12 protein-coding genes and 1 pseudogene are annotated in these 12,883 nt (G+C 58.4%); 7 read left to right on the top strand and 6 right to left on the bottom strand.

Annotated elements, in window-relative coordinates:
- Nucleotides 1-8: 8 nt before the first annotated feature.
- The 3 genes from IPP03_07570 to IPP03_07560 all read right to left on the bottom strand — a co-directional run bounded on the left by IPP03_07570 (nt 9) and on the right by IPP03_07560 (nt 1,922).
- Nucleotides 9-1,406 (bottom strand): CHASE3 domain-containing protein, encoded by a 1,398-nt coding sequence (locus tag IPP03_07570; protein MBL0352508.1) that lies wholly within the window; start codon nt 1,404-1,406, stop codon nt 9-11.
- A gap of 108 nt (nt 1,407-1,514) precedes the next feature.
- Nucleotides 1,515-1,682 carry a DUF1328 domain-containing protein gene (locus tag IPP03_07565; protein ID MBL0352507.1) on the bottom strand — a complete coding sequence of 56 codons (168 nt, stop codon included), beginning with the start codon at nt 1,680-1,682 and terminating at the stop codon, nt 1,515-1,517.
- A 39-nt stretch (nt 1,683-1,721) separates the two neighbouring features.
- Nucleotides 1,722-1,922: a CsbD family protein gene (locus IPP03_07560; GenBank protein ID MBL0352506.1), complete on the bottom strand. Its 201-nt coding sequence runs from the start codon at nt 1,920-1,922 to the stop codon at nt 1,722-1,724.
- Nucleotides 1,923-2,232: 310 nt separating this feature from the next.
- On the opposite strand from IPP03_07560, the gene IPP03_07555 reads away from it, so the two are divergent.
- The 4 genes from IPP03_07555 (at nt 2,233) to IPP03_07540 (ending at nt 5,493) form a co-directional block, all read left to right on the top strand.
- Nucleotides 2,233-2,544, top strand: a complete 312-nt coding sequence (locus tag IPP03_07555) for a BON domain-containing protein (protein MBL0352505.1) — start codon at nt 2,233-2,235, stop codon at nt 2,542-2,544.
- Nucleotides 2,545-2,887: 343 nt separating this feature from the next.
- Nucleotides 2,888-4,102: an IS4 family transposase gene (locus IPP03_07550; protein MBL0352504.1), complete on the top strand. Its 1,215-nt coding sequence runs from the start codon at nt 2,888-2,890 to the stop codon at nt 4,100-4,102.
- 528 nt (nt 4,103-4,630) lie between these two features.
- Entirely contained in the window at nt 4,631-4,858 is a 228-nt protein-coding gene (locus IPP03_07545; protein ID MBL0352503.1) for a hypothetical protein, read from the top strand.
- A 317-nt stretch (nt 4,859-5,175) separates the two neighbouring features.
- On the top strand, nt 5,176-5,493 hold the full coding sequence (locus IPP03_07540; GenBank protein MBL0352502.1) for a PepSY domain-containing protein: 318 nt from the start codon (nt 5,176-5,178) through the stop codon (nt 5,491-5,493).
- A gap of 293 nt (nt 5,494-5,786) precedes the next feature.
- Here the strand turns inward: IPP03_07540 and IPP03_07535 are convergent, their stop codons facing one another.
- Complete coding sequence (locus tag IPP03_07535; GenBank protein MBL0352501.1) at nt 5,787-7,175, bottom strand: IS1380 family transposase; 1,389 nt, start codon at nt 7,173-7,175, stop codon at nt 5,787-5,789.
- Between the two features lie 113 nt (nt 7,176-7,288).
- On the opposite strand from IPP03_07535, the gene IPP03_07530 reads away from it, so the two are divergent.
- From IPP03_07530 to IPP03_07520, 3 genes are read left to right on the top strand one after another with little or no spacing between them, the layout of a single operon-like run.
- Nucleotides 7,289-7,759 (top strand): DUF2271 domain-containing protein, encoded by a 471-nt coding sequence (locus tag IPP03_07530; GenBank protein MBL0352500.1) that lies wholly within the window; start codon nt 7,289-7,291, stop codon nt 7,757-7,759.
- Between the two features lie 5 nt (nt 7,760-7,764).
- Nucleotides 7,765-9,987, top strand: a complete 2,223-nt coding sequence (locus IPP03_07525; GenBank protein MBL0352499.1) for a PepSY domain-containing protein — start codon at nt 7,765-7,767, stop codon at nt 9,985-9,987.
- A gap of 55 nt (nt 9,988-10,042) precedes the next feature.
- Nucleotides 10,043-10,951 carry an FAD:protein FMN transferase gene (locus tag IPP03_07520; protein MBL0352498.1) on the top strand — a complete coding sequence of 303 codons (909 nt, stop codon included), beginning with the start codon at nt 10,043-10,045 and terminating at the stop codon, nt 10,949-10,951.
- 242 nt (nt 10,952-11,193) lie between these two features.
- Here the strand turns inward: IPP03_07520 and IPP03_07515 are convergent.
- Together IPP03_07515 and IPP03_07510 are read right to left on the bottom strand one after the other, a co-directional pair.
- Nucleotides 11,194-11,439: pseudogene (locus IPP03_07515) on the bottom strand (ATP-binding protein).
- A 10-nt stretch (nt 11,440-11,449) separates the two neighbouring features.
- Entirely contained in the window at nt 11,450-12,796 is a 1,347-nt protein-coding gene (locus IPP03_07510) for an IS4 family transposase (protein MBL0352497.1), read from the bottom strand.
- Between the last annotated feature and the right edge of the window lie 87 nt (nt 12,797-12,883).

Below are 12,883 nucleotides of genomic sequence, written 5' to 3'. Positions count from 1 at the left end.
GAAGGCGCTCACGCAGTTATTTCCGCTCTTTGCATCGGCATGCGCGCCTCGATGCGGGTTCCTGTGCCTGGTGCCGAGGTAACCGTGAATTTGCCACCGAACATTTGAACACGATGCTTCATGCCGGCCAGGCCATGCCGCTTGATTCCCGTCTTGCTGGGGTCAAAGCCGTTACCGTTATCGGCCACCCATAAAACGATTCTTTCATCGACGACGGCAAGGCCAAGCTGTATCTGAGTGGCCTGTGCGTACTTGCGGATATTGGTCAGCGATTCCTGAGCGATGCGGAAGAGCGCAAGTGATTGCGCCTCGACAAGTTGCGGATCTTCGGCCGGCAATTCGAGTGCGATCGGGATGTCGCCTCTTAAACTGTCAGCCAGGCCGCGCAATGCTTCGAGCAGACCAAGTCCATGCAGCAGCGGTGGCCGCAGGTCGTCAATGATGCTGCGTTTGAGGCGGATACTGGCACCGATATTGTCGATCAGGCGCTGGAAACGGTCACGAATCCCCTGGTCAGAATGCGCGCCAAGAGAGCGCAACAGCCAGTTGGCATCCATCTTGGCAACGACCAGCAGGGCGCCGAGTTCGTCATGCAGTTCGCGGGCCAGACGATCGCGTTCGGCCTCGCGCGCGTTAGTCAGGTAACTTGCAAGGTCGATCAGCTCGCCTGTGCGTAGCAATACCGTTGATTCAAGATGCGCATTTTCGCTTTCCAGCAGCGCACGCATCTCCGAACGCATGCGTATCTGCCGCTGTTGCACGGCAAACAGGGCGATTACCAGGGTAAATGCGCCAATTGCCAGGCCGTACATCACCCACTGGAATTTCTTAAGACGTGCTTCTGCCTCGGCCTCAAGTCTTGCATTCTCGCCCAGGCGATAGCCTTTGAGGATGGCGATTTCCTTGCGGATCTCATCCATCATGATTTTCCCGGCGCCGCTTTCGCCTGATTCAATTTTTTGCAGCACCCGTCCCGCATCAGCGGCAGCGGCCAGGTATTCGCTTTTCGCGAGCGCATAGTCGTGCATGGTCGCGAAATTGCCGTGCAAGGGATTGCTGGCTGGGTAATCGTCAGCAAGTTCCTTGAGCAGGACTGCGAGCCGTTGCGTCTTCTGCTTGAATGGCTCGAGGTAAGGATCGCTATGGGTGAGCAGGTAGCCACGCACGCTCGTTTCAGCATCGACCAGAAGTAAAAGCAATTCATCAAGCCGGTCGATACGGCTGCTATTCGCACGGACCGTTTGCATGCCTTCGGCGCTCACAACGGAAAGCTTGTGATTGAGGATCAGCACGGTCGAAATCAGGACGATGCCGATGATGACAAAAAGATGCGGCCAGATGCGGCTGTAAGGCCAGCGTTCGAGGTGCGATTTGGAAACGCGCATTGGGTCCAAGGTTTTGCTCATCGGTTATGTGTATGGCATTGACCTTGGGGGCAGCCTGAAGTTCAACGCGAAAAGGACTGCGTGTAGGCAGTCCCTTGTTGACTCAGTGCGCAGGCGGAATCGAGCTGCTCATCGCCTGCCACTAAGCAGGTTGACGACGAAGGTGCCAATTGCCAGGATGATAAATACAAAAAACAGCAATTTAGATATTTCCACGGCTCCGGCCGCGATCCCGCCAAATCCGAAGACAGCGGCTATGAGTGCGATGATAAAAAATACAGCGGCGTAGTGAAGCATGGCGTTCTCCTTTTCTGTTTTGGTCAAATCTTGCGTTGCTCAGCTGAGGGTGCTCTCCCACTCTTTGAGGCGCTTTTCCGCTTCGTCGCGGGTGTAGCCGTAACGTTCCTGGAGTCTGCCGGTAAGAACGTCGAACTGGCCGTCGATGATCGTCAGATCGTCATCGGTCAGGTCGCCCCACTGTTCTTTAACTTTGCCTTTGAGTTGTTTCCAGTTGCCGGCGATGGTGTCTGAGTTCATTTGCGTTCTCCTTTTGAAGATTGATGAAGCTGGGGCTTGATTCCCGCCTTTCAATGCGGCGTTGCGCATGACTCAAATGTAGTCGTCTGCAAAAGGCGAATCCGTAGGTTGATACTGAATGAGCTGTGGGACTTGTCCGACAGCAATCAAACGTCATGCCGACAGGTGTAGGAATCACCCTACGAATGATTCGGCATCGTCGTACAGACCATGAACGGCGCCATCCATACAGTGAGAAGCGTAGCAGGAGGCTGGTAACCGTAAGTCGCGGATCTGTCAGCCATGTGATCTGATAATTCAGGAGAATCAAATGAAAAAAACTGCCATGACTCTCGCTTTATCCGGCCTTCTGGCCTTTACTACCGTTGGCTGCGCGGTCACGCGTGACCAATCGACGGTCGGCGAATACGTCGATGACGCAACCATTACTACACGGGTCAAGGCGAAGTTTGCCGAAGACCCGAAAGTCAGTGCAATGGCTATCTCCGTCGAAACGCTCAAGGGCAATGTCCAGCTTTCCGGCTTCGCCAAAAATGCGTCGGAAAAAGCCAGTGCCGAGACGATCGCACGCAGCACGCCGGGCGTACGCGGTGTAACCAACAGTATTACCGTCAAGCCATAAATCACAAATCCATGCTCATTCTGGCACCCGCTACGGCGGGTGTTTTTTGCCTGTCAGTATGGCACTTCGCCTGCGCACCACGCTCGGCGTCCCCCTGGCGGCCGAACGGGGCAGGTGGATTCCGACTGTTGCGGTCGACGTCGAAAAACGGCCAAAAATGAAGTTACTTGGGTATGTGGTGGTTCGGTGGCCAATCCTCTTGACTTAGCGGTCTGTCATCTAATTTTGGCAACTTTGCCATCTGGCCGCGCCAAGATATAATCGAGCATGTAACCAATTGATATAAATAGGCGTTATATGACGGCCTAAATATGCCAATATCGTTTCACGGCTAACGGACTACATTCATGGCGCCAATTTCCTTGCCGCCGCCCGCCGCGAGCCTCGGTTTTTCACCCGAAACCGTGAATTGCCATTCACGAATCTGATCGCTTTCCTGCTCACCGGCATTCGCGGCGCAGTTCAGGCGGAGCTTGATTCCTGCTTTGCCCTGCTTGCCGGAAGAACCCGCCTTTGTCGGGCGATCACGGCCAGTGCCTTCTCAAAGGCGCGCAGCCATCTGGTCGCCAATCTCTTTGAGCCGCTCAATACAGAATTGCTGCGCCTGGTCGATGAGGTCGTTCCGCAGCAGCCGGACTGGCAAGGCTTGCGGGTCTTGGCGGCGGATGCATCGAAGGTACGTCTGACCTTGCTTGACCTGGAAGGGCGCCGCCATATTCGAGAAGCGGCCATCTTCGGTTTGTTTCGGCCAGGGATCGAATTGTTCGACTCGCTGATTTTGCACAGTTCGCTGGTCGGCGAACGTCAGATGTTGTTTGAGCGGCTTGACCGACTCGGTGCTCAGGACATGCTGGTGCTTGATCGCGGGTATCCGGGTGCCTGGTTGGTCGCGGCGCTGTTGCATCGAGGTATCCCCTTTTGCATACGTTGTGATTCGTCCGCTTCCTTTTCTGCCATCACCCAGTTCATGCGATCCGGAGAAGATGAGGCGCAGGTGACATTGCCGCCACCGCATCGTCAGGATGCCATTGATTACGAGTGTCCGCGTCTGCCTTCTATGGTTCGCCTGATTCGTCAGGTGACGCCGACTGGCAAGGTACGGGTCTTGATGACCTCCTTGCTTGATACCGCGCGGTATCCGGCCACAAGCTTCTCAGCCCTTTATCACAGCCGTTGGCGTATCGAGGAGGCGTTCAAGCGCATCAAACACCGGCTCAATCTGGAGCACACGTCCGGCCTGACTTGGCTGGCCGCCTGCCAGGATGTTGGGGCCAAGATGGTGTGTGACAATCTCAATGCCCTGGCCACCTACCTGGCTGCGGAAGAGCGGCTGCCCAGCGATTCGCCATGGCGAGTGAATCGGACGATGGCCTTCAATACCGTACGTCGTATCTTGCCCCGAGTCTTGGCGGGTGTGCAGCAAATCACCACCCGAGTTACCAAGGAAATCTTCTCGGAAATCGTCAAAAACCTTCAGAAATTTATCCCTGATCGTGCTCGACCTCGGCCAAACCAGCGAAAGCCTCACCTGTCCTTTGCTTACAAACCCGCCGTATGACTATGGACTAAGTTGAGAGGATTGGTTCGGTGGCCGAGGCTTTATTTATGTAACTTCAGGTACTGGATATCGCCGATGGAGGGGACTTATTTCGGCGTCGAGGAAGAGGCCGCGAGCCAGGCGGGCGACCTGAATGCCACCCTTGAGCGAATTCCACAGGAATAACCCGAGAACGAGAGGGATGTCAGCGACGCAACAAGCCGCCCGTGCCCGGTGCGGCCCGGCAATTCTCGGTTTTCGTCCCGGCGTTCAGGGTGCCAGGAAAATGTCGCAAGTGGCGTGGAAAGAACATTGCGCGCAACACTGCCGAGGAGTCTTTCATTGGTGAAACCGCCTCCGTGCCGGACAGCGACAATCATGTCGGTTCCAGAGGTGGCATGTTGCAGTACGACCGGTGTCGCTACGCCTCAAGCGGCTGGGCTATCACCTGGAACGCGACCCCGCAGTTCTCAACGCCACACTGCACATTTTTAGCTCTGGCCGCGGCGATGCCGCTTAACCTGCTGCGTAGTTTACCTGAGACATAAAATGCAGATCATCGCCTTCCTCCCCGAAGTGGCGATGATCTGGGAGATTCTCGGTCACTTGGGCGAGCCGACTTCGCCGCCGCGTCTCATGCCGGCTCGCGGTCCGTCGCTGTGGGAGATGCCGGGCGGCGAACCTGGCGAAATTGACCCACAGGCCAAGCCAGAACCGGATTATGCCGCGAAGCAAGTCCCTTGTTGGGACGAGTTCGACCAGCGCGTCGCGTGGTAGGGCACAAGACGAACCGACTCGTTCGTCGGGGGCGACTCATGCCTGAGGCCACCTGCGCGGCAAACGTCCGCCGCCCAAGTAGCCTCAGGCATCGACAACGGGCATGCCGGGGCGGGTTTTCAGGCTTCTTCAGCACTACTTTCAAGATTGACCATGACTGAAACGCAAGACACACTGCGAAAATGGCTTTGAATTTCCTATCCTTACAAAGGCCGTTTAGGCCGCCGTTTGTCCTAACGCAAAGTGCGGCAAAGCAAGCGGTGTTACAACACACCCAACGGACGCATTGCGCATACGACTGAGCCAGGAGAACCACCATGAAATCTCTTGTATTTGCGGGGGCCATACTGGCCGGGTTGCTGACCAGCGGTGCGCTGTGGGCTGATACCGAATGCAACGCACCCGTGTCCGCCTGGCAGCCGCGTGAAGTTTTGCGCAAGCAATTGGAGCAGCAGGGGTTGCAGGTGCACCGCATCAAGGTGGACGACGACTGCTACGAGGTTCGTGGCGTAGATGCGCAGGGAAAACGCTTCAAAGCCAAATATGCGCCCGATTCACTGAAGGTTCTCAAAATGGAGACCAAAGATGACGAGCACGGTGAAAGGCGCCGCGAGCGCGGTCAAGACTCCAAATAGAAATCATCGCGTTAAGCTGGCCTTCATCTGGCGAACGCACAATGTCCCCATGCGCATTTTCTAACCCGGATGTTTCATAAACCCGCCGCGTGATGTCAATGTCGTGCCATTCCAGCCGTGATGCGAGTCAGCTTGCTGCGAATTTTGCTGGCAACCCGCCACGATCGGCCAAATACCCCAACTTTTGGGCATCACACCCTGCCGCCATCGATCCCTGGACAGAGCGCTGGCGAGACCTGACCTCCGCTCAAGCGGATTCGAGTCGGTAGCATGAGACGGCGTCGCCGAGTCGATCAGGCCGGCGGGCGCGGGACGAGGTAAAGCAACTCGGTCACCCGCGCCAGCACCCCCTTCATCGGACACGACGTAGGCAAGGACAGCTTGATCCGATCCTTGTACTGCACCACGCGCACCGCCAACTTAAAGAGTTTCAGGATAATCGACAGCGGTTGCGCCTTGGCCAGTTCCGTATGCACCAGCGTGTTCTCGCGCAAGCCGTGAATCAACCCATACGCCGCACACGAATAGAACAGCCGCAGGTGATTGGCGAGGAAGGCATGATCGGAGGTCCGGTCACTGGCCAAGTCGTTCTTCACCGCCTTGATGAAGTTCTCGTCCTGCCCTCGAGCACAGTACAGCTCTTTGTAAAGCACATCAGGCGTCGGGTCGGACAGCGAGGTCACCACGTACCGCGGGTTGTCACCCAAGGCCATCACCTCGGCCTTGACCACCACGCGGTAAGCCTTGGGCCACGAGCCCGCCTGATACTCGATATCGTCGTACAGTCGTGTCGCCGCAGGCTCGGCGTTCCCCAGGCGCTGGGCGTTGGCGCTGTGTGTCTGGTGCAGCGCACGGGCTTTCTTCAGCAGCGGCTCGGCCTTGGGCGAGAGCACCGGGTTGCCGGCCAGGCCGAAGAGGAAGTCCAGATGCGGATCGGACGCGCACAAGGCCATCAGTTCGGGATTCGAGAAGTGGCCATCCCCGCGCAGAATGATGTGGGTCTCGGGCCAAGCCTGGCGGAGCAAGCGCAGCACGCGCTTGATGATGGCCGCGTTCTCCTTGCCAGTCGGGCGTTTGCCCGGACGCAGGACGGCAGTAATGAACTTCCCGGAAAGTCCTTCGAAGAGAAACAGCGGCAGGTAGCAGTGATTCCCGTAGTGGGGGTTATAGAACGCCAGTTCCTGCTGCCCGTGAGTGGCATCCTCCGAGTGATCCATATCGAGCACGATCACGGCAGGCGCTTGGGCGTAGCTGGCGATGAAGGCGTCGACGAAGCTTTTGGCCAGGCGGTAAATGTCTTTGCGCGATACGCTGTTTTCGAGCCGGGAGAGCGTGGGGCCGGAGGCCAGGTCATTTCCCTCGTCCAGCGGGGCACGACCGACCGCCAGTTTGAACAGCGGATCGCGCCGCAGCGTGTTGGCGTCATTACCGTCGGCGTAACCGCTGGCGGTCTGGAATATCCGCTGGCGGAGCAGGTCGGCCAGGGGATGGTCAATGTACGAGGCGTGGCGTTTGTCGTGAATCGCGCTGACCAGGCGGGGAATCAGGCCGATTTGCAGGTCGATGCCACGCAACAGGAGTGCGCCAAAGTCGGAGGACATCGCCCCGCCGTCAAACTCTGCCCGGATCGTAAATCCGGCGCTGGCGGGAAAGTGAAGCTGGGTTGGGATAGAATAGTCCATAGGCGGTCTCGTTTAGGCTTCTTACGAAGCGTTATTGGCGTAACCCCTATTATATCAATGGGTTAAACGAGATTCGCCTGCTTTTATGAAAAATTCGGGCTAAGGAATGGATGATGAAAAAACTGACTACTTCACTCTGCCTGGTGGGGGTTTTGGCATTGCCCGTCGCGGTGCAGGCACGCCCTGTGACTTTGACGACCCAATTGCAAAGCTACTCCGGCAATGGCGCGTATCTGGCCATTTATGTCACCGATGCCGCAGGGCAATACAAAAAGACGCTCTGGGTCGCGGGCAAAAAAGCCAAGTACTACAAAAATCTGCGCGACTGGGCGCGCGGCAGCGGCATGAAAGCCAGTGAGTTCGACGGCGTGAGCGGTGCCAGTGTTGGCAGTGGCCGCAGTTTGAAGGTCACGGTGGAACTGGCCGATGCATTGATCGACGCGGGCTACGAAATCCGCGTAGACACGGCCGTTGAAGACCAACGCGACAACCCTGCCGAGGTGCGTATTCCCCTGACCACCAAGGACAAGAGCAAGCCGGTCGCAGGGCGTGGCTATATCAAATCCTTCACTTACGACATGTAATCGGTTTGCGTAGGCTGCATTCATTTTTGGGGCTGGTGGTCGCCGTGCTGGCGGTGGTTCTGGCCATCAGTGGCGCCATCCTGTCGCTCGATCCCGCGCTGGAAAGATGGGGCAGCACCATCCCTGCCAACGGCCAGATCAACGTCGCCACGCTGGCCGGCCGGGTCGCGCAGCATTACCCGGGGGCTGAGCAGATTCAGCGCTCCCCGTCGGGCTCCGTCATTGTGTACTACAACCAGGATGGGCAGACGGGAGTAGACCGTGTCGACCCGCAAACTGGCCGGGGCATAGTGCCGCACGCCGTTTCGCCCTTCTCGCGCTGGACGAAAAGTTTGCACCGATCCTGGTTGCTCGACACCCCGGGGCGTGTGGCTTCGGGACTGATTGCGCTGGCCATGCTGGTGCTGTCGGTTTCCGGTTCGGTTTTGCTGGTCCGGCGTTTGGGAGGGTGGCGGCACCTTGCAGATTCGCTGCGTGGCAATTTTATACAGCGCTGGCACACCCAGGTGGGGCGTGTGGTGGTGCTGGGCTTGTTACTGTCGGCCCTCACTGGCCTGTACATGTCGGCGGCGACTTTTGCATTGATTTCCGACGGCATGCAGGACGAGCCGGATTTTCCGAGCGCAGTGGCGGGCGGGCCTGCTGCACCGGTTACCGCGTTGTCAGCGCTCGTCGCAACCGATCTGAATAACTTACGCGAACTGGTTTACCCCAGCCCTGGTGACTCTAGCGGTGTTTATTCCCTGGCCACGGACCAGGGAGAGGGCTATGTCGACCCCAGCAGCGGCGCTCTCTTGTCATACCAGCCGTATGGTGGCTTTCGCCAAGCCTACGAGCTCATCTACAAACTCCACACTGGGGAAGGTCTCTGGTGGTTGGCGTTGCTGCTGGGCTTGTGTGCGCTGAGCGTGCCACTGCTGAGCGCCACAGGGGCCTTGACGTGGTGGCAGCGGCGACAGTCGATGCCGCGCATTGTGGGTAACAGCGCGGCCAATTTGGCTGACACCATCATTTTGGTCGGCAGCGAAAGCAACAGTACCTGGGGCTTTGCCAATACGCTTCATGAAGCCCTCCGCAAAGCCGGCCTGCGTGTGCATACGGCGGCGATGAACCAGTTGGCCGCCGAATACCCTAAAGCCGAGCGCCTTTTCATCCTCACGGCCACCTATGGCGACGGCGATGCCCCCAGTTCAGCCAATCAATTTCTGGCGCGACTGGGCAAGGTCAAATCCCCTTCCAAAATCGGGTTTGCCGTATTGGGTTTTGGTGACCGGCAGTTCCCGCAGTTTTGCAAGTTCGCCTACGACGTGGAAGCGACACTGCTCGCGCAGGGGTGGAATCGACTACTGGAGATCGACACCATCGACCGGCAGTCGGGCCAGGCCTTCACGCGCTGGGGCAACGCCGTGGGGCAGATGATCGGCCACGAGTTGAACCTGGTGCACACACCCAAGCGCCCCCGGACCGACGCTTTTGAGCTGATTGAGCGGGCCGATTATGGCGAAGCAGTGCAGGCGCCTACGAGCATCCTGCGTTTCGCGGCCGTGCCACCGCAGGGCTTCAAAGGTCATGTGATGGGGCTGCTCGGAGGCCATGGGCTGCCGCATTTTGAAGTGGGTGACTTGCTCGGGGTTGTGCCACCCGGCAGCGCGATTCCCAGGTTTTATTCGCTGGCCAGCAAGTCGGGTGACGGTTTTCTGGAGATTTGTGTCCGCAAGCTGCCAGGCGGCCTGTGCTCGGAGTTTTTGCATGGCCTACCGCCGGGTGGTCGCATGGATGCTTTCATTCAGCTGCATCCCGACTTCCGGCCTGCTGCGGGGAAGGCGCCGGTAATACTGATCGGCTCAGGCACGGGAATAGGTCCATTGGCCGGGTTTATCCGTAACAATACGGGCAAACACCCGATGTTCCTGTTTTGGGGCGGGCGCGACCCGGCATCCGATTTTCTGTACAAACCCGAACTTGACGCGTATTTGGCCGACGGCCGCCTGACGGGCCTGCACGCCGCTTTTTCGCGTATCCAGAATGGGTCCTATGTGCAGGACCGTGTGCTGGCTGACGCCACGCAGTTGCGCGAACTGCTGGAGAACGAGGCGCAAGTGCTGGTGTGCGGCAGCCGGACCATGGCAAAAAGCATTGCACAGGCGCTTGATGAGATCCTGGTCTCTTTGAACCTCAGCGTGGCCACCCTCAAAGCACAAGGTCGCTACCGTGAAGACGTGTTCTGAAGCGCCCCCAGAGTCAGTCCCTGCCTTGCAGCGCCACACCCTGAACGGTGAAACCATGGGCACCCGTTACAGCGCCGTATTTTTTGCGCCCACCAACATCAACCTGGGTGCCATCGGCACAGCCCTGTTTGCAGCCGTCGATCAGGTGGACCGGCAAATGTCCACCTGGAAACCCGACTCCGACCTGAACCGTCTCAATGCGGCGCCTGCGCACCAATGGCATGCCGTACCGGCCGAGCTGTTGGCGGTATTGGATGCCGCCGTGCGCGTCGGCATCCAATCCCGGGGCGCGTTTGATATTGGCGTGGGGGAACTGGTCAACGCCTGGGGCTTTGGGCCGACCGGACAGCAGCTCCATGCGCAGCAGATTCGCGCCCTCGGGCAGCGCACGCAGCGCGCCGCAAGCGCGGTGTTGGAAGTCGACCTGGTTCACCAGCGCGTGCGCAAGCAGGAAGCCATTGCGCTGGACCTGTCGGGTATCGCCAAGGGCTACGGTGTGGATGCCATGGCCCACTGCCTCGATGGTTTTGGCATCACCTGTTACCTGGTCGGCATCGATGGAGAAATGCGTGCCAAGGGCACCAAACCTGGTGGACAAGCTTGGGCCGTCGCCATCGAAAAGCCCGTGCGCCATGTGCGTGAAGTCATGGGCGTGATGGAGCTTATCGATGCGGCCATTGCCACCTCGGGCGACTACCGCCATTGGGTCAAGGTGGCGGACAAGCACTTTGCCCACACCATGGACCCGCGGAGCGGACGGCCCGTGGACAACCGCATCGCATCGGTCACGGTGGTGATGCCTACCTGCATGCTGGCCGACGCCTGGGCCACCGCGCTGCTGGTGATGGGCGCCCCGGCTGCGACAGAACTGGCGCAGCAACGGGGCATGACAGCCCTGATCGTTGTGCGAGCGGGCGAGGTATTTAAAGAGATATCCATCGTAGATGGGCAGCTTCAGCCGTAGATGCGTATTCCGACGAATCTGGACAGCGATTCCGAGCCAAACTGGACACGCATTCTGGAGCAAACTGGACAGTCGGAGCGTATTGACGCGGGGTTTCAGGGTTTTACTCTGTAGATGTCATGGGGGTCAAGTTTTTGTCGCGCCATATAGAGTTATTCACGGTCGGCCGGCAGGCTGCGCTCCTTCCATAGCAGGCTGGCTGACGGCCGGCGGTGGGCAACTCGGGGAGTTCGGACACAGGTTCACGGGGTGGCCTCGGGTTCTTGTGGTTTCCCTTTTTTTCGCAGCGATTCGCCATCAAGGTTCAGGCTATGCGCCTGATGCACCAAACGGTCGAGAATCGCATCCGTCAGCGTCGGATCACCGATGGCCTCATGCCAATGCTTCACAGGCAACTGGCTGGTGATGATGGTTGACCGCGTGCCATGCCGGTCATCAAAGATTTCGAGCAAGTCACGCCGGCTTTCATCGGTTAGTGGTGCCAGCCCCGAATGGCACTTACTTAAGCTTTTTGGGATGTCCATTTTTCATGACGATAGCTTTGGCGAGATTACGTGGTTTGGTGAGCATTGGATAGGGTTTAGGTCGTCGTTTGACGGCGCGAGGCTCGATCCGGCCCGGTCGGTTACCGACCTGTTGTTGGGCGATTAAAACGAATAGTTCGCTGTGTATGTTGTGATGGCTACGGCTCGCAAAGGGTGCCCAGGCGAGCCAGATTTGCACGGTATGCTTGAAGCTCAGTTGGCGCGGCAATCTGTGGGAGAGCATCGCAGCCTGAGCCATCATTAACCGAATCAGATTGTAGGCGAGCAGATAGACCCAGATTTCCTTGATCGCCATCGCAGGCGTCAGGCAACTCAGTCGTTCCATGCCGAGCGTGGTCTTGATGTTGCGCAGATCGAGTTCAACGTGCCAGCGATCCCGATAGAGCGATTTCAAGGCCGTCTTGTCGGTTTGTTTTGGGCAAAGCAATGTCGTCACCAGTGTCTTGCCGCCGACCCGAAGCTCGCGTACGGTCAGACTCTCGGGGGACTGATCGTAGTCGGCCTGAGGCATCCAGTCGGGTTTGCTGGCGGGTTTTGGCAGCACGATCAGATGATCGCGCTGCCCCAACAGCCGACCTCGGCAAAAATCGGTGGTGCGTTGCCGCGCGCCATTTTGTTCAAACACCGCATCAATGCACCGCTCGCGTAATGAGCAGAGGAGAAAGTAGGTGGCGTAGAAGGCGTCGCCCAACAGTAAATCACCCTGCTCCAGGGAATCGAATATCGAACGCAGCAACGACTGCTCATCGCTGCCCTTGCCCCGACAGGAGCCGGTCGCGGCATTGAGGACCGCCCCGCTACCCAAACAAACGAGCCCAACGATCCGGCACTGCGGGAAACCCAACCCCGGCTTCTGGCTCGTCGGTTGCGGGGCCAGACGGACGGGACGACCCCGCCAATGCCAAGCTGTCGGCGCCTGCGTGGCGACTCTTTGCCCCACGTGGCACGCCAGTGTACTGAGCATCTTCAAAGGCAAGCGCTTTCGCGCCCGGCAATAGGCGCCCGTGTGGGTGCTGCCCGGCACCAGGCCGCCAACCAGGCATTTGACCGCACGGTCATTGACTGCCTTCTGGCAGGAACAATCGGTGCTCAGCGCTTGGGCCAGAAACATCGACAACGTCTCCGTCGGGGGATATTGCCTTTCTCGGTGGGGCGGCAGTTCAGATTCCACGGCATCGAACAATTCCGGCCCCATCAACAGGTTGAAAAACGCATAGGCGTCGCTCTGGGCAGCGTGGGCCTTGACCGTTCGGTGTTGCTGTGCGTGTACTGCGGATAGGATGCATTTGGGCTGGCTCATCGTGGGCGGGTTGGGTGTTTGGCGACGCCAACTTATCACGCGTCGATCCAGCCTGTTTCATCATTTGCATCAAAGAGTTGAACGTTA

The organism is Candidatus Dechloromonas phosphoritropha, from assembly GCA_016722705.1.
In the GTDB taxonomy this organism is placed as follows: domain Bacteria; phylum Pseudomonadota; class Gammaproteobacteria; order Burkholderiales; family Rhodocyclaceae; genus Azonexus; species Azonexus phosphoritrophus.
The sequence above is the reverse complement of the archived record's forward strand: the minus strand, read 5'-3'. Positions and strand labels throughout refer to the sequence as shown.